The 22,409-nt window shown below is 61.1% G+C and carries 17 protein-coding genes; 9 read left to right on the forward strand and 8 right to left on the reverse strand.

Translation table 11 applies throughout. From position 1 onward, the window contains the following. Positions 1-82: 82 nt before the first annotated feature. The 5 genes from mgtA (at position 83) to IB246_RS20315 (ending at position 8,153) form a co-directional block, all read left to right on the forward strand. Positions 83-2,785 (forward strand): magnesium-translocating P-type ATPase, encoded by a 2,703-nt coding sequence (mgtA, locus tag IB246_RS20295; protein ID WP_008039988.1) that lies wholly within the window; start codon positions 83-85, stop codon positions 2,783-2,785. A gap of 152 nt (positions 2,786-2,937) precedes the next feature. After that, positions 2,938-3,654, forward strand: coding sequence for an MgtC/SapB family protein (locus IB246_RS20300; protein ID WP_008032341.1), 717 nt, complete (start codon positions 2,938-2,940; stop codon positions 3,652-3,654). Positions 3,655-3,777: 123 nt separating this feature from the next. Further along, positions 3,778-4,176, forward strand: a complete 399-nt coding sequence (locus IB246_RS20305; protein WP_032832520.1) for a hypothetical protein — start codon at positions 3,778-3,780, stop codon at positions 4,174-4,176. A gap of 110 nt (positions 4,177-4,286) precedes the next feature. Next, complete coding sequence (locus IB246_RS20310) at positions 4,287-4,913, forward strand: response regulator transcription factor (protein ID WP_008039990.1); 627 nt, start codon at positions 4,287-4,289, stop codon at positions 4,911-4,913. After that, on the forward strand, positions 4,914-8,153 hold the full coding sequence (locus IB246_RS20315) for a transporter substrate-binding domain-containing protein (protein WP_050562988.1): 3,240 nt from the start codon (positions 4,914-4,916) through the stop codon (positions 8,151-8,153). Positions 8,154-8,156: 3 nt separating this feature from the next. On the opposite strand, the gene dkgB is transcribed toward IB246_RS20315, so the two are convergent. The 3 genes from dkgB to IB246_RS20330 form a co-directional block, all read right to left on the reverse strand. After that, complete coding sequence (gene dkgB, locus IB246_RS20320) at positions 8,157-8,960, reverse strand: 2,5-didehydrogluconate reductase DkgB (protein ID WP_008039993.1); 804 nt, start codon at positions 8,958-8,960, stop codon at positions 8,157-8,159. Between the two features lie 235 nt (positions 8,961-9,195). Beyond that, a complete protein-coding gene (locus tag IB246_RS20325; RefSeq protein ID WP_008032351.1) occupies positions 9,196-9,735 on the reverse strand; it encodes a PaaI family thioesterase in 540 nt (179 codons plus the stop codon). A gap of 223 nt (positions 9,736-9,958) precedes the next feature. Next, positions 9,959-10,867, reverse strand: coding sequence for a LysR substrate-binding domain-containing protein (locus IB246_RS20330; RefSeq protein WP_008032353.1), 909 nt, complete (start codon positions 10,865-10,867; stop codon positions 9,959-9,961). 105 nt (positions 10,868-10,972) lie between these two features. Between IB246_RS20330 and IB246_RS20335 the strand changes: the two genes are divergently transcribed. The 3 genes from IB246_RS20335 (at position 10,973) to IB246_RS20345 (ending at position 14,187) form a co-directional block, all read left to right on the forward strand. Then, on the forward strand, positions 10,973-11,839 hold the full coding sequence (locus IB246_RS20335; protein WP_008040009.1) for a pirin family protein: 867 nt from the start codon (positions 10,973-10,975) through the stop codon (positions 11,837-11,839). A gap of 126 nt (positions 11,840-11,965) precedes the next feature. After that, complete coding sequence (ycaC, locus tag IB246_RS20340; protein WP_008032356.1) at positions 11,966-12,592, forward strand: isochorismate family cysteine hydrolase YcaC; 627 nt, start codon at positions 11,966-11,968, stop codon at positions 12,590-12,592. Between the two features lie 152 nt (positions 12,593-12,744). Then, entirely contained in the window at positions 12,745-14,187 is a 1,443-nt protein-coding gene (locus IB246_RS20345; protein WP_008040011.1) for a mechanosensitive ion channel domain-containing protein, read from the forward strand. Between the two features lie 121 nt (positions 14,188-14,308). On the opposite strand, the gene IB246_RS20350 is transcribed toward IB246_RS20345, so the two are convergent. From IB246_RS20350 to IB246_RS20360, 3 genes are all read right to left on the reverse strand, one after another. Beyond that, complete coding sequence (locus IB246_RS20350) at positions 14,309-16,738, reverse strand: TonB-dependent receptor (protein WP_008040013.1); 2,430 nt, start codon at positions 16,736-16,738, stop codon at positions 14,309-14,311. Positions 16,739-16,839: 101 nt separating this feature from the next. Further along, positions 16,840-17,799: a FecR domain-containing protein gene (locus IB246_RS20355; protein ID WP_008040015.1), complete on the reverse strand. Its 960-nt coding sequence runs from the start codon at positions 17,797-17,799 to the stop codon at positions 16,840-16,842. Beyond that, positions 17,799-18,305: a sigma-70 family RNA polymerase sigma factor gene (locus IB246_RS20360; RefSeq protein WP_008040017.1), complete on the reverse strand. Its 507-nt coding sequence runs from the start codon at positions 18,303-18,305 to the stop codon at positions 17,799-17,801. Before IB246_RS20360 ends, IB246_RS20355 begins: the two co-directional genes overlap by 1 nt. A gap of 305 nt (positions 18,306-18,610) precedes the next feature. Between IB246_RS20360 and IB246_RS20365 the strand changes: the two genes are divergently transcribed. After that, complete coding sequence (locus IB246_RS20365; RefSeq protein ID WP_192230160.1) at positions 18,611-19,051, forward strand: carboxymuconolactone decarboxylase family protein; 441 nt, start codon at positions 18,611-18,613, stop codon at positions 19,049-19,051. Here the strand turns inward: IB246_RS20365 and IB246_RS20370 are convergent, their stop codons facing one another. Further along, entirely contained in the window at positions 19,052-20,644 is a 1,593-nt protein-coding gene (locus IB246_RS20370; RefSeq protein ID WP_008040021.1) for a DHA2 family efflux MFS transporter permease subunit, read from the reverse strand. It abuts the gene before it with no gap. Next, entirely contained in the window at positions 20,641-21,762 is a 1,122-nt protein-coding gene (locus tag IB246_RS20375) for an HlyD family secretion protein (protein ID WP_192230162.1), read from the reverse strand. Before IB246_RS20375 ends, IB246_RS20370 begins: the two co-directional genes overlap by 4 nt. Positions 21,763-22,409 lie beyond the last annotated feature (647 nt).

A 22,409-nucleotide genomic window follows, 5' to 3' on the forward strand; every position in this document is an offset into this window, starting at 1 on the left:
GTGATGTTCGACTTTTTGTCGTCATCGCGGCGCACCGACACGCCTGCTGGAAGGTTTCCCGGCTGACCCTGGGGGAACTGCCATGAACCTGAACCTGCTCAAAGAATTCTTTGCCGGATTCCTGCGCACCCGTCACATCGCCCGACACTTCCGTCGCCTGGCGCTGCTGGAAACCTTCACCGACACCACGGTCAGCCGCGAGGTGCCGCCCACCTTGGCGCAAACCCTGGTGAGCGCCGCCAACAGCGACACCGGCCAACTGCTGCACAACCTCGGCAGCCACACCGACGGCCTGAGCGAAGTCGAAGCCGATGCACTGCGCGTGCAATTCGGCCTCAACGAAGTCGAGCACGAGCAACCGCTGCCGTGGTGGACTCACCTGTGGCACTGCTACAAAAACCCGTTCAACCTGCTGCTGACATTGCTCGCGGTCATCTCGTGGCTGACCGAGGACATGAAAGCCGCCATCGTGATTTTCTCGATGGTGGTGCTCTCGACCTTGCTGCGCTTCTGGCAGGAAACCAAATCCAACCAGGCGGCCGACGCGCTCAAGGCGATGGTCAGCAACACCGCCACGGTGATGCGTCGTGATGCCCTGCGCACCGAAGTCCCCATCAAACAACTGGTGCCGGGCGATCTGATCGTGCTCTCGGCCGGCGACATGATTCCCGCCGATTGCCGGGTGCTCAGCGCCAAGGACCTGTTCGTCAGTCAGGCGGCGATGACCGGCGAATCGATGCCGGTGGAAAAATTCCGCCACCAGCAGGACAGCGACACCAGCAATCCGTTGGACCTGGACAACATCCTGTTCATGGGCACCAACGTCGTGTCCGGCACGGCGATCGCGGTGATTCTGACCACGGGCAACAGCACCTATTTTGGCGCGCTGGCCCAGCGGGTCGGCGCCACCGATCGCGCGCCGACGTCGTTCCAGACCGGGGTCAACAAAGTCAGCTGGTTGCTGATCCGCTTCATGTTCGTCATGGCGCCGCTGGTGCTGTTCATCAATGGGTTCACCAAAGGTGACTGGACCGAAGCGCTGCTGTTCGCACTGTCGATTGCCGTGGGCCTGACCCCGGAAATGCTGCCGATGATCGTCACCTCGACGCTGGCGAAAGGGGCGGTGTTCCTGTCGCGCAAAAAAGTCATCGTCAAGCGCCTCGACGCGATCCAGAACTTCGGCGCCATGGACGTGCTGTGCACGGACAAGACCGGCACCCTGACCCAGGACAAAATCTTTCTGGCGCGCAACGTCGACGTCTGGGGCAACGACTCCGACGACGTGCTGGAAATGGCCTACCTCAACAGCTACTACCAGACCGGCCTGAAAAACCTGCTGGACGTGGCGGTGCTCGAACACGTCGAAATCCACCGTGAACTGAAAGTCGGCACGGCGTTTCACAAAGTCGACGAGATCCCGTTCGACTTCACCCGGCGGCGCATGTCGGTGGTGGTCGCCGAGCGCGGTCAACCGCATCTGTTGATCTGCAAAGGTGCGGTGGAAGAGGTGTTGGCGGTGTGCACGCGGGTGCGTCACGGCGAACGCGATGAAGCACTGAGCGATGAACTGCTGGCGCGGATTCGTCAGGTCACCGCCTCGTTCAATGCCGAGGGGCTGCGGGTGGTGGCGGTTGCCGCGCGGCCAATGATCGAGGGGCGCGACACTTACAGCCTGGCGGACGAACAGGCCCTGACGCTGATCGGCTACGTGGCGTTTCTCGATCCACCGAAGGAAAGCACTGCGCCCGCCTTGAAAGCGCTGGCCGCGCATGGCGTGGCGGTGAAAGTGCTGACCGGCGACAACGAACTGGTGACCGCGAAGATCTGCCGCGAAGTCGGTCTGGAGCAGCAAGGCCTGTTGATGGGCAACGACATCGAGCGCATGACCGACGCCGAACTGGCGCGGGCGGTGGAGACCACCAACGTCTTCGCCAAACTGACACCGTCGCACAAGGAACGCATCGTCCGTCTGCTCAAGGGCAACGGTCATGTGGTCGGGTTTATGGGCGATGGCATCAACGACGCCCCTGCGCTACGCACCGCCGACATCGGCATTTCGGTGGACAGCGCCGTGGACATCGCCAAGGAAGCGGCGGACATCATCCTGCTGGAGAAAAGCCTGATGGTCCTGGAGGAGGGCGTGCTGGAAGGGCGGCGGACCTTCGCCAACATGCTCAAGTACATCAAGATGACCGCGAGTTCGAACTTCGGCAACGTATTCTCGGTACTGGTGGCCAGCGCGTTCATCCCGTTCCTGCCGATGCTGCCGATGCACCTGCTGGTGCAGAACCTGCTCTACGACATTTCGCAGATCGCCATTCCGTTCGATAACGTCGACGAAGAAATGCTCAAGCAACCGCAGCGCTGGCAACCGGCGGATGTCGGGCGCTTCATGCTGTTCTTCGGCCCGATCAGTTCGATCTTCGACATCACGACGTTTGCCTTGATGTGGTACGTGTTCGACGCCAATACCCCGGACCACCAGACCCTGTTCCAGTCCGGCTGGTTCGTGGTCGGGCTGCTGACCCAGACGCTGATCGTGCACATGATTCGCACGCCGAAGATTCCGTTCCTGCAAAGCCGCGCCGCCATGCCGCTGCTGGTGATGACCGGAATCATCATGGCCGTGGGGATCTTCCTGCCGATGGGACCCTTGGCGCACTACTTCAAATTGCAGGCACTGCCGTCGCTGTACTTTGTGTTTTTGCCGGTGATTCTGCTGGCGTACATGGCGCTCACCCAGGCGGTGAAGGGCTTCTACATCCGCCGGTTCGGCTGGCAGTAATGCTGCCAGATGTAGGAGCGAGCGGTGCGGCGATCCGACTTGCCCGCGAAGGGCGCGCCTCATTTCCAAAGCAAACCGCGTCATCGTTCTTCGCGGGCAAGCCTTGCTCCTACAGGGAATTGTATTAAGGCTGAAGATTCAGGAAAACATTCATGCAAGCACTCAACAACATCAACCTGACCTCCCTGGTCGACACCCTGGTCAGCCTCAGCGCGGCCTTCATCCTCGGTGGCCTGATCGGCTTTGAGCGTCAATACCGCCAACGCACCGCCGGCCTGCGCACCAACGTGCTGGTCGCGGTGGGGGCGGCGATTTTCGTCGACATGGCCAACCGCCTCGGCGGGGCCGAAGGCGCGGTGCGGGTGGTCGCCTACGTGGTTTCCGGCATCGGCTTCCTCGGTGCCGGGGTGATCATGCGTGAAGAGGGCAACGTGCGTGGCCTCAACACCGCGGCAACGCTGTGGGCCTCGGCGGCGGTCGGTGCCTGCGCGGGGGCCGATCTGGTCCTGGAGGCGTTGCTCGGTACGCTGTTCGTACTGGCGGCCAATACCTTGCTGCGGCCGATCGTCAACAACATCAACCGTCAGCCGCTGGATGTGATTTCGGCTGAGGTCACCAACATCGTTTACGTGATCGCCCGCCGTTCCCAACAAAAAGCCGTGCTGGCGCTGCTGGAAGCGGAACTTGAGCGCAGCAATTACCCGGCGAGCGATGTTGATGTACACGCGTTCGGCGCAGATGAAATCGAAGTGGAGGCGACCCTCGCGACGACGTCCGTGGACGGCGACGAATTGGATGCGCTGGTGGCGCGGATTTCGACATCGACGCTGGTGGTGCAGGCATTCTGGAGTCCGAGTACGACGGAATAGCGTTGAATCCGCTCTGGCAACGGAATAAATGTCTCGGGTTTTAGGAATAGTCCTACAGAAAGCTCGTTGGCTCTTCCGTAGCCTTGCGGCCTCACGAATCTGAAACCCTCCTGGGGGCCCCGGTTGCCGAACAAAGCGTTACGTATCCTGATTGCCGACGAGCAGCATTTTCAGCGGATGAGAATCGAGCGCCTGTTCAACCGGCTCGACTATTACCGCGTGGCCCCCGTGCAAAGCCTTGCCGAACTGCTGACCCTGACCGAGTACGGCGGCGTGCCTTTCGACCTGGTGGTCATCAATGCCGCGCTGGCGGACGGGGCCCTGGACCTGCGCGACTTCTTCCTCGATCACCCACAGGTTCACCAGACCTTGATCTATGACGGGCCGCCGACCCCGGCTTGCGGGCAGCAAAAGGTTCAGGTGAGCGATGCTGCGTTACCCGATCTGGCGTGCATTCAACGGCTGATGGCGACCGTTGATCCACAGCTACCGTTCGTCGGTACTGTCATTTCTGTCAGGTAGTCGGGCACGTGTTTCCGTGCAAGAGTCTTCGCGCAGCTGCTGCGTGTAGCCGGGGGCTGCCCCATGGGCATTCATTACCCAATCGTCTTGTATCTGCACAGGGAGTTGCCATGAAGTCAGCGGTAATAGCAGACGATCATCCGGTGGTGTGCACTGCAGTCGCGATGCTGCTTACACAGCTGGGATTCAAACTGATTCATAAGGTATCCAACGGCAACGAGGTCTTTTCAGCGATCCGTAAGCATCAACCCGATCTGGTGGTGCTGGATCTGATGATGCCCCGTCTCGGCGGGCTGGAAGTGTTGGCCCGCATTCAGGCCAGTGACGAGCGTTGTCGAGTACTGGTTTTCACCGGGCAAGATCCAAGGTTTTATCAGGACCGCTGCATGCGTGCCAGCGCCAGGGCTTATGTTTCCAAGGCCAACGACTTGAAGCATTTGCACGAGGCAGTGCTGGCGGTGATGGCCGGTTACACCTATTTCGCCAAGTTGCCGTCGAGTTCGGTGTCGTTGAGCACAATGCAACTCAGCGAGATGGAGAGGATCGACAAGCTCTCCGACCGTGAACTGACCATATTCCGGTACCTGGCCGAGGGATTAAGCAACAAGGAAATCGCCAAACTCTTGAACCTGAGCCACAAGACCATCAGCACCTACAAAACCCGTTTGACGGAAAAACTCAATGTGGAGTCCAAGGTTCACTTGAGAGAGACCGCCCAGCGTAACGGTCTGATTTGAGTGAGTACCTCTCGGCAATTGCGTTGGCTGATATCCCTCGTACTCCCGGTCTGTTTGTGGGTATCGACTGCCTATGCCCAACCGCAATCACTGACCCTGCTCGGACGCTCCAGCGTCGACGGCTACGACGTCAAACTGTCGGATGCCGATTCGCGTGTGCTGCGCCAGAAAGGCCGGCTGGTGCTGGCCGTCTCGGCGCCGGATTATCCGCCCTTCGACATCACCACCACCGGCACCGACTACGAAGGGCTGACGGCTGACTATGCCGGGCTGCTCAAACAGCTATTGAACGTTGAGATCGATGTTCACCGCTATGCATCGCGGGACGAGGCGGTGCGTGCGATCAAGGAAGGGGCGGCTGACCTGTTGGGAACGGCCAACCGTTATGAGGTCGAGGATCCACAACTGCGGATGTCCAGTGCCTATGCCGATGATCAACCGGTGCTGGTCACGCGCACCGATTCATCCCTGCCACTGGACCCGGACCTTGCCGGTAAACGGCTGGCGATGCTGTACCACTATTTGCCCGAGCAGCAAGTGCAGGCTTTTTATCCCAAGGCGAATGTGCAGCTGTTCCCTTCGACGCTGGGCGCGGTGGGCGCCGTTGCGTTTGGTCAGTCTGACGCCTATCTGGGGGACGCCATCAGCGTCAATCACCTGATCAGCAAAAATTACCTCAACAACGTTCAACTGGCGGATTTCTCCCGTATGGAGTCCGGGCGTTTTGCGTTTGCGATGAACCTCGACAACCTCCAGTTGCAACGCATCGTCAACCGGGCGCTGGCGGCGATCCCGACCAATGAACGAATGAATATCCTGCGGCGATGGGGCGGCAGCGGGGCTTCCATTGCCGGCACGCAAGCCCTGCACTTCAGTGTCGCCGAGCAACGCTGGCTCAATAATCATCCACGCGTGCGAGTGGCAATCAACCAAAACCTCATGCCGATTTCCTTCGTCGATGACGGGGGCAATTACCGGGGCATCAGCATCGATGTGCTGGCGAAAATCAGTTTGCGTACAGGCTTGAAATTCGACATTCAGCCAACCCGGTCAGTGGCTGAATTGTTCGAGTGGATCAGGAGCGGTCATGTTGACGTGGTCGCCGGGATCAGCCCCAGCATTGAGCGTGAAACAGAACTGCGATTTACCCGGCCGTTTCTGACCAGCCCGAATGTGCTGGTGACCCGCATCGCATCCGACAGCCCGCAGACACTGGATGAGATGGCGGGAAAAAAACTGGCCATCACCCAGGGCAACAGTGCCGGCGAATTCATTCGCCAGCATTTCCCGCAGGTCGAACTGGTTACTGCGCCGTTGACCGCAGACGGGATGGAAATGGTCGCCCAGGGCAGGACGGACGGCGCCATCAACTCGTTGATCGGTGCCCGGATCATGATTTCCCGGCAATACCGCGACCGCCTGCAAGTGACCAGCACCGTCGGCACCGATCCGGCCCGCAGCACCCTGGCGACCGGTCGCGAGGCCGTTGAGCTGCATTCGATCCTGGACAAGGCGCTGCTGAGTATCTCCCCTGAAGAAATCGATGAAATGACCGGTTATTGGCGCAATGACCTGATGGTTGAACAGAGCTTCTGGCTGCGTCACCGGCAGGACATTCTCCAGGCCTTTGTCGGTGCCGGCGCCTTGCTGTTGCTGGCGCTGGCCTGGATCGCCTGGCAGCGCCGGCAGATCCGCCTGCGTCAGCAATTGCTCAGACAACTGCAGGACGCCAAGGACGCGGCGGATGAGGCGAACCGTGCCAAGACCACGTTTCTGGCGACCATGAGCCATGAGATCCGCACGCCGATGAATGCGCTGCTTGGCATGCTCGAACTGGCGCTGAAGCGAGCGGATGAAGGCGTCACCGACCGCTCGGCAATCGAGGTGGCGGCCAATGCCGGGCAACAATTGCTGGCGTTGATTGGCGACATCCTGGACATCGCCCGCATCGAGTCCGGGCATTTGTCCCTGACGCCGGAACGGGCCAACCTGCGCACGCTGGTCGAATCGGTGTGCCGGGTGTTTGAAGGCCTGGCCCGGCAGAAGAACCTGGAGTGGCGCGTCGACCTTGGCGAGCACAGCGACGCCGACGTGTTGATCGACCCCACGCGCTTCAAGCAGGTGCTGTCCAATCTGCTGAGCAACGCGATCAAGTTCACCGAAGAAGGTGAAGTGCGCCTGACGCTGCGGGTCGAGCCCCGTGCGGCCGGGCAACTGGCGGTCTCGGTGCGCATTGAAGACACCGGCATCGGTATCAGCGAGTTCGATCGGCAGCGACTGTTCAGCCCGTTTGTGCAGGCGCAAAACAGCCAGCAAACAGGTCGAAACGGCTCGGGTCTGGGGCTGGTGATCAGCCGCACGTTGTGCGAAATGATGGGCGGTCAATTGCAGCTTGCCAGCGTGTTGGGGAAGGGCACGCGGATTGATGTCTGTCTGGATCTGCCCGCGTTGCAACCGTTGCCGTCCAGTGAGTTACCTGACCTTGAGGAACAGGCGCAGACCCGGCCGCTGACCATTCTGGTTGTCGATGATTACCCGGCCAATCGATTGCTGCTCTCACGGCAGTTGAGCTACCTGGGCCACCGGGTGATGGACGCCGAGGATGGCCAGCAAGGTCTTGATCGATGGCGCGAGTATGATGTTGAAGTGCTGATTACCGACTGCAACATGCCGGTGCTCAGCGGTTATGAGTTGGCCGGGGCCATCCGCGATGAAGAGCGGACTCAGGGATTGCAACCGATCCTGATTCTGGGGTTGACCGCCAATGCGCAGCCCGAGGAGAAGGCCCGTTGCCTGGAAGCGGGGATGGACGACTGCCTGTTCAAACCGATCCGCCTGGCGGATCTGGGCGTCTGGTTGGCGTCCAGGTTTGCCGATGGATCACCGGTGCCGCCCCTCGAAACACCCTCAACCGCCGACATCGACTTGAGCGGTCTGGAGCGCTACGTCGGCAAGGACGACGAGCTGATCAATCAACTGTTGAGTGACCTGGCCGCGACCAATCGCACGGATCGGGACGAGTTGCGCAAGGCCCATGCCAGTGGCGAACAGTATGCCCTGCGCACGTTGGCGCACCGCATCAAGGGCGGGGCGCTGATGGTACGGGCGGACGGTCTGGTCAAATGCTGCGAGGACCTCGAGCGTGCCTGCGGTGATGGCCGTGCAGGGCTGATCGACGAAGCCGTCGTTCAGTTGCTGCAGGCCATGACGTGCCTCGACCGACGCCTGGCGCAGGGTTGACGCTTAATCCCAGTTCGGCGCGATGCCTTTGGGGCTGGTCAGGCGGTGGGCGCGTTCCAGGCCGGCGATCAGCGTCATGTCGGCGTCGCTCAGGGTCAGCGCGCAGGCCTTGAGGTTGCTTTCCAGGTTGGCGCGTTTGGTGGATGACGGGATCACCGCGTAACCCGATTGCATGGCCCAGGCCAGGGTGACTTGCGCAGGCGTTGCTTGCAGGCGCTCGGCAATCTGCTGGATGACCGGGTCTTTCAGCACTTCGCCGTATGCCAGGGTCATGTAGGAGGTGATCTGGATATCCTGGTTCTGCGCGAACTCGACGACCTTGCGGTTTTGCAGGTACGGGTGCAATTCGATCTGGTTGGTGGCGATGTGCTCGGCACCGATGGCGGCGATGGCTTGTTTCATCAGGTCGACGGTGAAGTTGGAGACGCCGATCTGCCGGGTCAATCCGAGTTTTTTGGCTTCGAGCAACGCGCCCATGAATTCTTCGACCGGCACCTGGTTTTCCGGCGATGGCCAGTGGATCAGCGTCAGGTCGAGGTAGTCGGTCTGCAGTTTTTGCAGGCTCTCTTTGAGGCTGTCGATCAAGCGGTCCTTGGCGAAGTTGGCGACCCAGATCTTGCTGGTGATGAACAGCTCTTCACGGGCAATGCCGCTGGCCGCGATGGCCTCGCCGACCTCGGCTTCGTTCTCGTAGATTTGCGCGGTATCGATGGCGCGGTAGCCCAGTTCCAGGCCAGTGCTCACCGAATCAATGACCACCTGGCCTTGCAAGCGAAACGTACCAAGACCGAATGCGGGAATAGACATCAATGACTCCAGGGGTTGCAGTGGGAATGGGCACGAGTATCCGTGCCTGCATCCTTGAGAAAAACCGCTGGATGGGCAAAGCAATGTTTACCGCAAGTCATGAATAGTGGGATGTCTGCGAAATTGATGGTGTCCGGTCTGGCCCCTTCGCGGGCAAGCCTCGCTCCTACAGGGGGGTACACTGTTTCTGTAGGAGCGAGGCTTGCCCGCGAAGGCAACGACTCGGTCTAAAACCTTACCCCCGAGCCTCAAGAATCATGCAGGTGGTCGACCCCGTCGCATACAACCGCCCATCCACATCATAAATCCGCCCCTCGGCCAGCGCCGTCGAACGCCCCAGGTGCACAATCTTGCCCTCGGCCCGCACCGGTCCGCTGGCGCCGGTCAACGCGCGGACATAACTGATGCGCAGATCCAGCGTCGTATACCCCTGGCCCTTTTTCAGCTGCGTATGAATCGCGCAGCCCATGCACGAATCCAGCAAGGTCGCCGCATAGCCACCATGCACGCTGCCCAGCGGGTTGTAATGCCGGGCGTCCGGCGTGCCCTGGAAGATGAACAGCCCGGCCGACCATTCGATAGGGATGAAGTCCATCAGCGTGCCAATCGGCGGCGAGGGCAGTTCACCGTTGCCGATGCCCTCGAAGAACTCGGCCGGCGACAGCGCGCTGACCTCGGCCAGCGACAGGCTGCCGGGCCCGGCCAGACGTGCGCGCATGGCGTCTTCCTGAACGATCCATTGGGCGAGGGTGGCTTCTCGGTTGGGGCTTTGCATGTTCAGTGTCCTCGGACGGGCGCAGATATTATGGTTGTAATCTGCGCTAATATTATGTCCGAAATAAACACTCCGCCAGCCCCCACTCATCGGCGCTGTAGGAGCGAGCCTGCTCGCGATGGAGGTCAACGGTAACGCAGCCAGTCTGACCCCCCGCGGAGCTCTCACGTTTTTCGCGAGCAAGCTCGCTCCTACAGGTTCGTCCGTGTCGGCAAAAAAAGGGCTAGGCGATGTCGCTGTGGGTGAATTCCTCACCGAGAAAGTCAATCAACGTCCGCACCGACGGCAGCAACCCACGGCGGGACGGGAAGATCGCATGGACGATCCCGCACTTGGGCGCCCAGCCCGGCACCAGTTCGACGAGGCGTCCGGCGGCAATGTCATCGCGCACCACCACGCTGGGCAGGTGCGCGACGCCAATCCCCGCGAGCACCGCGTGGCGCAGGGCCAGCAAGTCATCGGTGACCATGCGTGGCGCGTGTCGAATCAGCGCGCTGGCGCCGTTCGCACCGAACAATTCCCACTGATATTCACGCTGCGCCGCGCCCCAATGCACGCTGGGCAAACCGCTAAGGTCGGCCGGGGAGGCGGGCGTCGACAAGCGTTCGGCAAAGGCCGGGCTGCCCACCAGGCATTGGGTACTGTTGCCCAGCACCTTCATCACCATGTCGGTGTTCTCCAGCGGCGGAAAGCGCACGCGCAAGGCAATGTCGAAACCCTCGTGGATCAGGTCGACCCGGCGGTTGGTGCTCTCGATGAACAACTCCACCAGTGGGTATTTGAGCATGTAGCGGGTCAGCATCGGCCCGACCCAGGAGTTGAGCAACGCGGTCGGGCAACTGATGCGCACCAGGCCTTGCGGTTCGGAGCGGTTGCGCTCGATCAGTTCGGCGGCGCTTTCCGCTTCCACGCGCATGGCCAGGCAACGCTGGTAATACGCCTGGCCGATTTCGGTCAGCGAACAATGCCGGCTGGTGCGGTGCAACAGACGCACACCCAGGCGCTCTTCGAGCTCGGCGATGCGTCGGCTGAGCTTCGATTTGGGCATGTCCAGCGCCCGCCCGGCCGCAGCGAAACCCTGATGTTCCACCACTTGGGTGAAGTAGTAGAGGGTGTTGAGGTCTTCCACCATCGTTCTCCATATAGAACGCTAAGGCTGATTTTTGCAGTCTAGCGCACCAAAGGGTTCGGTTTTAAGCTTTGTCCATCGCGTCAAACCACAGATTTCGGAGGCAGCATGAAAAACATCATCGGCATCTACACCAGCCCACGGACCCATTGGGTCGGCGACGGTTTTCCGGTTCGTACGCTGTTTTCCTACGACAACCTGGGCAAACACATCAGCCCGTTTTTGCTGCTGGATCACGCCGGCCCTGCTGAATTCACCCCGACCACCGAGCGTCGTGGCGTTGGTCAGCATCCGCACCGCGGTTTCGAAACCGTGACTATCGTTTATAAGGGCGAACTGGAGCACCGCGACTCCACCGGCAGCGGCGGCAAGATCGGCCCGGGCGATGTGCAATGGATGACCGCCGCCTCAGGGATTCTCCACGAAGAGTTCCACTCCGAAGGCTTCGCCAAAACCGGCGGCACCCTGGAAATGGTCCAGCTGTGGGTCAACCTGCCGGCTAAAGACAAAATGGCCGACGCTGGTTACCAGACGATTCTCGACGGCGACATTCCGAGCATCCCGCTCAAGGACGAGGCCGGCAGCCTGCGCCTGATCGCTGGCGAATTCGACGGCCACACCGGCCCGGCGCGGACATTCACCCCGGTCGATGTCTGGGACTTGCGCCTCAACGGCGGCAAGTTGCTGACCCTCGATCTGCATGAAGGTCGCAACACCGCACTGGTGGTGCTGCGTGGCACGGTTCAGGTCAACGGCCTGGAGCTGGTGCGCGAAGGGCAGCTGGCGTTGTTCGAACGCAATGGCCATCAGATCAGTCTGGAAGCCAATAGCGACGCCGTCGTGTTGCTGCTCAGCGGCGAGCCGATCGACGAACCCATCGTCGGCCACGGCCCGTTCGTGATGAACAGCGAGCAAGAGATTCACCAGGCCTTTGCCGATTTTCAATCGGGCCGGTTTGGACGGATGAGCGGTTGATACACGGATAGATGGTTGCACCGCGCCAGGCTTGACTGACTACGCTTGTCTGGCCGCGTCTGAATGATCAATCAAAACACCCCCACGCCGAACTGTTCGGCATCGATTAAAACCGAGGATGACCCCATGACTACTTCTTACAAACGTCTCGACAAGGATAACGCCGCCGTTCTGTTGGTGGATCATCAGGCTGGCCTGCTGTCTCTGGTGCGGGACATCGAACCGGACCGTTTCAAGAACAACGTGCTGGCCCTGGCCGACCTGGCCAAGTACTTCAAATTGCCGACCATCCTCACCACCAGTTTTGAAACCGGCCCCAACGGCCCGCTGGTGCCCGAGCTCAAAGCGCTGTTTCCGGATGCGCCTTACATTGCCCGTCCTGGCCAGATCAACGCCTGGGACAACGAAGACTTCGTCAAGGCGATCAAGGCCACCGGCAAGAAGCAACTGATCATCGCCGGCGTTGTGACCGAGGTGTGCGTGGCATTCCCGGCGCTGTCGGCACTGGCGGAAGGTTTTGACGTGTTTGTGGTGACGGACGCTTCCGGCACGTTCAACGAGCTGACCCGCCAATCGGCCTGGGACCGCATGTCGTCTTCCGGCGCGCAATTGATGACCTGGTTCGGCCTGGCCTGTGAGCTGCATCGCGACTGGCGCAACGACGTGGAAGGCCTGGCGACCCTGTTCTCCAACCACATCCCGGACTACCGCAACCTGATGACCAGCTACAACACGCTGACCAATAGCAAATAACATCACACGTTCTCTGTAGGAGCCGGCTTGCCGGCGATGGCGATCTTGAAACCGCCATCGCCGGCAAGCCGGCTCCTACAGTGTTTTGTGTTGTTCCAACGACTGCGTTTGCTCCTACACTGTGCCCATCCGTACATGGCTGGAGTTGCTTGATGCTGTCACTGCTTACCAATCACCCGCTGGTCTGTGCCCTGATCCTGATCATCATCGATCTGGGGCTGTGGCGCTTGATCAGTGCCAGTGGCAGCAACTGGAAACTGTTGGTGCGGCTGCTGATTTTCACGTTGTTCAGCATCCTGTTGTTCAACGAAGGCCTGAACCCTCTGGAGCCCGCGCCCTGGGCGGACAACGTGCCGTTGCACCTGGCGGCGACCGGCTTGCAGATTGGCTGGTGGCTGTTCGGCGCACGCACCCTGACGGTGTTGATCGGCGCAGGGATGATGCAACGGGTCGGGCACACCGGTCGCCTGCTCCAGGATTTGCTCGGTGCGGTGATTTTCCTGATCGCGATCATCGCGGCCCTGGCGTATGTGCTCGACCTGCCGGTCAAAGGCGTGCTGGCGACGTCCGGCGCGTTGGCGATCATCGTCGGCCTGGCGCTGCAAAGCACCCTGAGCGACGTGTTCTCGGGGATCGTTCTCAACACCACCAAACCCTATCAACTGGATGACTGGATCTCCATCGACGGCACCGAAGGTCGGGTCACCGACATCGATTGGCGCGCCACGCGCCTGCAAACGTCCCAGGGCAGCATGGCGGTGATCCCCAACTCGCTGGCGGCCAAGGCCAAGATCATCAACTTCAGCCGGCCGAGCGACATTTTCGGCGTGTCGATCAGCTTGCAGTTGAGCCCGCACGCACGTCCGCAAACGGTGATCGATGCGCTGGAGCGGGCGATGGAAGGGTGCCGATACCTGCTGGCCAAGCCGGCGCCGTGTGTCGCGCTCAAAGGTTCGAGCGCCACCGGCGTGGAATACGAAATCAGCGGCTTCGTGGTCTCGATGGACCAGAAGCGCATGGTGCGCAATCTGCTGTTCGATCTGGCGTTCCGGCACTTGCAGGCATCCGGCGTGAGCCTGTTGTCCAGCGTCGAATCGAATGCACCGATGAACCTGTCGCGGCCACGGGCGTTGCTGGAAAGCTCGGCGATCTTCTCGACTTTGCGTCAGGAAGAAAAAGAAACCTTCAGCCAGCACATGACCCTGCAAAACTTCCGCGCCGGGGAAATGATCCTGCCGGCGGGGGAGGTCAGCGATCATCTGTTCATCATCGAATCCGGCGTGGTCTCGGTGGCGTTGAGCCGCGCCGGGGGCAAGTTCGAGTCCGGGCGCATGGGGCCGGGCGAAGTGATCGGCGAGGGCGGGATCTTGTCGGACACGGCGCTGCCGGCGGACTTCAGCGCCAAGACCGCTTGCAGCCTGTACCGGATCGAAAAGGACTACCTCAAACCGTGCCTGGATGCGCGGCATGACATCGGCGAAGCGATGAAGGCGTTGCTGGATTTCCGTTTGCACAAGGCACAGACGTTGACCCAGGAAACGCCGAAGGTGGTGGAGAAGAAGGGGTTTTTGCAGTGGTTGCGCAGTCGGGCTTAGCGGTTTGTAGTGAATGGCCGCTTCGCGGTTCGCGGGCAAGCCTCGCTCCTACAGGGGGATGAGTTGTACCTGTAGGAGCGAGGCTTGCCCGCGAAGGCTATATTGACCTCACCACAAAAAATCAGAAATCCAGCGTCGCCGACACCTTCAGCGTCCGCGGCGTCCCCTGCGTCAGGTACCCGCCATTCGCCGAGGCCCAATAGGCCTTGTTCGCCACGTTCTCCAGATTGGCGCGCAAGGTGATGTACTTCTCATCCATCTTGAAGGCATACCGCGACCCCACATCAAAGCGGTTCCACGCCGGAATGCTCTGGGTGTTGGCGGCGTTCAGGTATTGCCCGCCGGTGCGCAGCATCCGCGCACTGAGCGCCGCGCCTTCAATCCCCGGTACGTCCCAATCCGCCCCGACGTTGAGTTGAAAACGCGGTACGCCGACGGCGCGGTTGCCGTCGTTGACCCCGTTGGTGCTGCCTTCGATTTCGGTCTTCATCAGCGTCGCGCCGCTCAGCAGGCGCAGACCATCAAGCGGCTCGCCATAGACGTTCAACTCCACGCCTTTGTTTTGCTGCTCGCCATCGACCCGGAAGATCCCGTCCTGGGTGTAGCTCGACGGTTGTTCGATGCGGTACACGCCCAGGCTCGCGCCATAGGTGTCCATGTCCAGGCGCACGCCGGCTTCGATTTGCTTGCTGCGCACCGGGGCGAAGGTCTCGTCGCGGTTGATCGCGCTGGTCGGCGGCGTCGGGCCCTTGGCCAGGCCTTCGATGCGGTTGGCGTAGAACGAAACGTGTTCCCATGGCTTGATCACCAGGCCATAGACCGGCGTGCTGATCGACTCTTCATAACTTGAAGTGCGCGCGCCGGTGGTGGTGTTCCAGCCGTCGACGTTGAGTGTCTGGCGCCGTACGCCGAGGGTGAGCAAGACGCGATCATCGATGAAACCCAGGGTGTCGGACACCGCCGCGCTGCGCAGGGTGTTCTTGCCGACGATGCGCGGGTCGTGAATGTCGCTGGCAAACGATGTGGGGCTTGGGCGCGGTTTGTCCGTGACGTCGTAGAGATTGGTGCTGTAGCGCGTGGCGGTTCCTATGGTTTCGAACGCCGAGCGTTGCTGGCCCCAGATACCCGCGAGGCCCAGGTTCAATTGGTGACTGATCGGCCCGGTGTTCAAGTGGCCGTTGAGGCCGGTCATCAGGCTTTTGTTGTCCTCGTCGTGAGGCGAGTAGAGCATGCCGCCCCGGGCATTACCGTTGAGGTCGGTGACGGTCAGCGACGAATACACGCCGTTCTCCCGCGTGTGTTTGGCGCCGCCGGACACATAGGCGGTCCAGTTGTCACTGAGGTCGTACTCGGCGCGGGCCATGCCGAAGGTGTCTTCCAGTTGCGAGTAGCTCCAGCTCTGTGCGTAACCGGCGTTGGCATCCGGCACCTTGGGCGCTTTGTTCAAGGTCGAATCGACATAGATCACCGAGCGGCCCTGATTGATCACCTGTTTCTGATAGCCCAGGTCCGTCGACACCCGCAGGCGATCACCTCGGTAGTCCAGGCCGACGCTGATCAGCGACGAGCGACGGTCTTCGTCATCGACGGCGGTGGCGCCTTCGCGTTGCAACAGATTGACCCGCGCGCCGAATCGGTTGTCTTCACCAAAGCGCTGGCCCAGGTCCAGATGCCCGCCGACCCGGCCATCGTCACTGTAATCGAGGGTGACACTGCGGGTCGGCACATCGCTGGCGCGTTTGGGTTGCAGGTTGACGCCACCGCCAATCCCGCTGCCGCTGGGCGTAACACCATTCACAAAAGCATTCGGTCCCTTGAACAACTCGACCCGTTCCAGCGCTTCGGTGGCGATGATCTGCCGGGGCAGGATGCCGTAAAGACCGTTATAGGAAATGTCATCGGACAGCAGCGGCAAACCGCGGATCACGAACACCTGGGAGAAGTTGCCAAAGCCGGCGGACTGCCGCACCGAAGCGTCGTTGAGCAACACATCGCCCACGGTCTGCGCTTGCTGGTCGGCGATGGTTTTGGCGGTGTAGCTGGTGACGCTGAAGGGCAGGTCTTTCAAGGCCTGGTTACCGAGCATGCCGATCTGCGCAACCTTGGCGACCTGACCGCCACCGTAGGTGTCCGCGTTGTCGTCGCGCAGGGCGCTGACGCTGGTGGCGCCCAGCTCCAGCGCACCGTTGACGGAGACTCGCGGCGCCACGGTGTAACCGTTTCCGCCCGTGCTGATCAACTCGAAACCGCTGCCCTCAAGCAATTGCGTGAAGCCTGATTGCACGCTGTAGTTGCCTTGCAATCCCGGACTCTGGCGATTGCCCAGTTGCGCCGGATCGAACGACAACGGCACGCCGACCGCCACGGCGAATTGCGCCAGGGTATGACTGAGCAAGCCCGGCCCGATGTCGACGTTGCGGCTGGCACTTTCGCTGACGGTATCAGCGGCATGGCTGTTGATCGGCAGTAACGCGGTAAAGGCCAGGGCAATGCTCAGGCTCAGGGCCTTGAGCGGGAAATCGGCGGGGCGGTGCAGCGGTGTCGAAGTCATTCGGCGTTCCTGTCGAGCGCGTGGAATTGAAGAGGTCTATCCACACGCCGAACGAAACGCGGAAAGGTATCAGGGGACTGTGAAATAGTTTTTCAGCGCACTCAGGCCCGCGGCTCGACCGACAGCCAGTAGCGAGTCAGGCTGCTGATTTTCAGCGGCAGCGTATCGCTGAGCAGACGCAGGCTGGCATCGGTGTCACGCAGGGAAAACGCCCCCGACACCCGCAACCCCGCGACATCCGCATGACAACGCAACACGCCGGGGCGATAGCGGCTCAATTCGCCGAGCAATTCGTCCAGGCGCATATTGCTCGCCAGCAACATGCCCTTGTCCCAGGCCAGGGCGCTGGTGTCGAAAGGTTCGAGCGGGTCGAGGCGATTGAGCTTGAAGCTCTGACGCTCACCGGCCTTGAGCGTCGTGCTCTGCTGGAGCAACTGCGGCGTGACTTCCACCAGCCCTTCGAGCACCGACACCTGGCTTCGCGAGCCAGTGATGCGCACGCAAAACCGCGTACCCAGCGCACGTGCGATGCCTTGCGGGGTTTCGACGATAAAGGGCCGGGCACCGGGGTCCTTGGCGGTGCTGATCAACACTTCGCCATCCAGCAGCACCACTCGGCGTTCGCGCGGGGTAAAGGCAATGTCCACCGCACTTTCGGTGTTGAGCAGCACCTGACTGCCATCGGGCAGTTGCAGGTTTTTCTGTTCGCCCACTGCCGTGCGCTGATCGGCGGTCCATTGTTGCCAGGACACGTGTTGCGAGGCGATGCCCAAGGGGCCGGCCATCAGCAGCAAGCCAATACGCGTGAGGGTCTGGCGGCGGCTCAGACCATCCTTGCGTGCCGCTCGCTGCAGGGTCTGGATGGCCAGGTTGGCCGGCACGCTGCGAAATTCTCCGAGCAGCGCTTCGGCCCGTTGCCAGGCCAGCGCATGCTCGGCACTGCGATTGCGCCATTGGGCAATGGCGTGATGGTCGGACGGCGTCGCGCTGCCTGAATGCAACTGCACCAGCCAGTCGGCAGCTTCGCCGAGAATGAGCGGGTTGATCATCGACGAATTCATCAGGCGACACTCAGGCAGGCAATGAACGCGGTGCGCATGTGCCGTTTGACGGTAATCAGCGACACATTCAGGCGTGCGGCGATCTGGTTGTAGGTCAGCCCTTCGATCTGTGACAGCAGAAAGGTTTCTCGAGTGATGGCCGGCAATTCGCGCAGCAGCGCTTCGATGCGCATCAGGGTTTCGAGAATCAGCAGGCGGGTTTCCGGTGACGGCACCTCCGCGGCCGGCAGGTGGGCAATGGTCTCCAGATAGGCGCGTTCGATGTCCTGTCGACGCCAGCGATCAATCACCAGGCCCTTGGCGATGTGCGTCAGCAGTGCCCGGGGCTCGCTGCCCCAGGGCTTGACGACTTGCCGGGTCAGCAAACGCAGGAACGTATCGTGGGCCAGGTCCGCCGCGTCGCAGCGATTGCCGAGTTTTCGCTGCAGCCATCCCTGCAGCCAACCGTGGTGTTCGCTGTAGAGGGTATGGATTTGCTGGTTCAAAGGCTGGTCGGCTGACGACATGGGGGACTGATACTCTTTTCCGGCGTCCTGGCCTGATGCAATTAAGAATTGATCGCATTCTAGTGGCGAGGACCGAGTGCTGGCAATCAGCCCGACAGACTATTTTTCGCCCCCCTGTAGGAGCCGGCTTGCTGGCGATAGCATCACCTCACTCATCAATTTGCTCCGAGTTGCCCGCATCGCCAGCAAGCCGGCTCCTACAAGGGGTCGTCAGTGGTCTCCCCGACTTTTGAGAAATTGGATATTCCAGCAGTCGGCCTGCAGGACTAACTTAGCTCCACCCCCACTTGCTCCCGGAGCCTGCCATGAAACCCCGTATCGATTTCTACACCGCGTCCCCTGATGCCCTCAAAGCCATGATCGCCCTGGAAACCGCCGTTTCGAAGCTGCCGCTGGAAAAGACCCTGATCGAACTGGTCAAGTTGCGTGCATCGCAAATCAACGGCTGCGCCTTCTGCATCGACATGCACACCGCCGATGCCATCAAGGGCGGCGAAACCCCGCGTCGTCTGTTCGCCGTGACCGCCTGGCATGAGGCACCGTTCTTCACCGAGCGCGAACGTGCTGCGTTGCTCTGGACCGAGTCCCTGACCCAACTGAGCCTGACCCACGCTCCGGACGAAGATTACGAAGTGGTCGCTGCGCAGTTCAGCCCCAAGGAAATGGTCGACCTGACCGTGGCGATTTCCACCATCAACAGCTGGAACCGCCTGGCCGTAGGCTTCCGTAAAACGCCTCAGGCCTGATCAGTGAGCGTCCGCTGACGGCGCGGCCGGTGGTTGCACCTTGCGCATCAAGGGCACCATCGCCGTGGCGATGATGAAGCAGACCATGATCATCAGAAACGCATCGCCATAGGTTTGTGTCTGCGCTTCGCGATAGGTCAGCAGCCATAACTGGTGCAGGCTGGCGGTGACACCCGCGTCACCGCTTTGGCCGAGCGTGGCGAAGTTGTTGCCGACCTGGGACAGCCATTGATTCAGGGCTTCGTTGGTGCTGTTGAGGTTCTCCGCCAATCGTGTGAAGTGCAGGTTGGTGCGGTCATTAAGGATCGTCGCGCAGGCAGCGATGCCAATGGCTCCGCCCAGGTTGCGCATCAGATTGAACAGCCCGGAAGCGTGTTTGAGTCGCGCCGGCGCCAGACCGCCAAGGGTCAAGGTGACCGCCGGTGGCACCGCCAGTTGCTGGGCAATTCCGCGCAGCGCTTGCGGCAGCATCAACTCCTTGCCTCCCCAGTCATGGGTGATCGGGCTGAAATCCCACATCGACAAAGCGAACAACCCAAGGCCGGTCATCATGACCCAGCGCAGATCGATGCGGTTGGCCAGAAAGGCGTACAGCGGAATCGCCATGATCTGGAACACCCCGGTGGAGAAAACCGCCAGACCAATGTCCAGCGCGCCATAACCCCGCACCCGACCGAGAAACAGCGGCGTCAGGTAAATCGTGGCAAACAGGCCGATCCCGGTGACAAACGAGAAGAAGCAGCCGAGGGCGAAGTTGCGGTCTTTGAGGGCGCGCAAATCGACGATCGGATTGGCTACGTGCAAGGTCCGGCCGATGAACGCCAGGCCCGCCAGGCCGCTGATCCATGCGGTGGTCAGAATCGTGCGGTCACTGAACCAGTTCCAGCGCGGGCCTTCTTCGAGGGTGTATTCCAGGCAGCCGAGAAACAGCGCCAGAAACACCATGCTCAAATAGTCGGCGCCCTTGAGCAGGGACAGTTCCGGTTGGTCGATTTTCACCAGCATCGGCACCGCCACCGCAACAAAAATCCCCGGCACCAGGTTGATGTAGAACAGCCAGTGCCAGGAGGACACATCGGTGATCCAGCCACCAATCACCGGCCCCAGTGTCGGTGCCAAGGACGCCACCGCGCCGATGGTCGCGGCGGCGATCACCCGTTGTTTGCCGGTGAAGAAAAAGAACGCCGTGGTGAACACCAGCGGGATCATCGAGCCGCCAAGAAACCCTTGCAGGGCGCGGAAGGCGATCATGCTCTGAATGTTCCAGGCCGCGCCGCAGAGCAGGCTGGCCAGAGTGAAACCCACCGCGGATGCGCAGAACAGCCAGCGGGTCGAGAACACGCGGGAAAGCCAGCCGGACAGCGGAATCACGATGATCTCGGCGATCAGGTAGCTGGTCTGCACCCACGCCGTTTCGTCAGTGCCTGCCGACAACCCGCCGCCGATATCGCGCAATGAAGCCGAGACGATCTGGATATCCAGCAGGGCAATGAACATGCCGATGCACATGGTGGCGAAGGCGAACACCTTAGTCGCCGTCGCCATGTTCGCGGCGTTGAACGGCTGTGCGGGGGCGGCGAGGGCGCGGCTCATGACGCGCTGGCCACGGCAGGCGTTTCAGGCTCCTTGCGTGTGTCGACTTCAGCGGTCACCGACAGGCCGGGACGCAGATGCCCGAGCACGCCGTCGGCAGGATCGAGCACGATCCGCACCGGCACTCGCTGCACGATTTTGGTGAAGTTGCCGGTGGCGTTTTCCGGTGGCAACACGCTGAACTGCGAACCGCTGGCCGGCGCGAGGCTGTCGAGGTGCCCGTGGAATACCTGCCCGGAGAGCACGTCGGCGTGAATGATCACCGGTTGTCCCGGTGTCATGTGCGCCAGTTGGTCTTCCTTGAAGTTGGCATCGACCCACAGCCCGCTGGCCGGCACCACCGACAACTGCTGCGAACCGGCCTGCGCATACGCACCGACACGAGCCCGGCGATTGCCGATCACGCCATCCATCGGTGCGCGCAACTCGGTATAACCGACGTTCAATTGCGCCAGGTCTCGTTCGGCCTTGGCCTGCATCAGCGCGGCACGTGCTTGCTGTTTCTGAGTGTCGATCACGTTCAATTGGCGTTGCGCCGCCAGCAGTTCAGCCTGGGCCCGTGCGCTCAGCGCCTGGGCGGTCTTGAAGGTGGCGTCGGCCCGTTGCGCACTTTCCACGGAGACGGCGTTGCTGCCGACCAGGCGTTTGTAGCGTGCATTGTCGTCCCGTGAGCGGGCCGTTTCAGCGCCGGTGGCATCGATCCCGGCACGGGCCTGACCGATCACCGCGTGTTGCAGTTGTTCGGTGGCGTCGAGGTTGGCCAGCAAGGCTTCTTGCGCGGCCACCGCGCCTTCGGCCTTGGCCAGGTTGGCGCGGTAGTCACGGGAATCGAGGCGGATCAGCACATCGCCGGCCTTCACTTTCTGGTTGTCGCTGACCATCACCTCTTCGATGTAACCCGCGACCTTCGGCCCGATCACCGTCACGTCGCCGCCAATGTAGGCGTCGTCGGTTTCTTCGATGAAACGCCCGGCGGTCCACCAATGGGTGGCGTAAAGGCCTGCACATATCAGGGCAGCAATGGCCAGCGTCAGCAGGATCAGGCGCTTGAGCAGGGGAGGCTTGGGTGTGCTCACCGCAACGGCAACGTCGGGTTCAAGGCTGGGCATGCTGGTCATGGAGGATTACCTGTGGGAATCGGCGTTTAATTACGTACGTAATATGACGCATGTAATATTTGGTCGCAATTAATTTCTGCTGCCGATCGTCAGGTGCTTATTTTCGCCAGTGGCCAGGGGTGATGCCGGTCATGCTCCTGAAGAAGGCAATAAACGCACAGTCACTGGCAAAAACCAGTGCAAAGGCGCTGTAACAGGAACTCGCAGAAAGCCCCTAGTAGGAACCGGCTTGCCGGCGATGGGCCTTGGGATTTGCATCGATCATGCGGCCGTCATCGCCGGCAAGCCAGCTCCTACAGTGGATCGGTGTGAACGTTGAGGCTGGCGTTCACGCAAAACCCTTGTAGGAGCCAGCTTGCTGGCGATGGGGCCTTTGGATGTGCATCGATCATGCGGACGCCATCGCCAGCAAGCCGGCTCCTACAGTGGATCGATGTGAACGTTGAGACTGGCGTTCACACAAAACCCTTGTAGGAGCCGGCTTGCTGGCGATAGGGCCTTTGGATGTGCATCGATCATGCAGCCGCCATCGCCGGCAAGCCAGCTCCTACAGTGGATCGGTGTAAACGTTGAAACTGGCGTTCACGCAAAACCCTTGTAGGAGCCGGCTTGCCGGCGATGAGGCCTTTGGATTTGCATCGATCATG

This window comes from Pseudomonas sp. PDM01, from assembly GCF_014852325.1.
Classification (GTDB): domain Bacteria; phylum Pseudomonadota; class Gammaproteobacteria; order Pseudomonadales; family Pseudomonadaceae; genus Aquipseudomonas; species Aquipseudomonas migulae.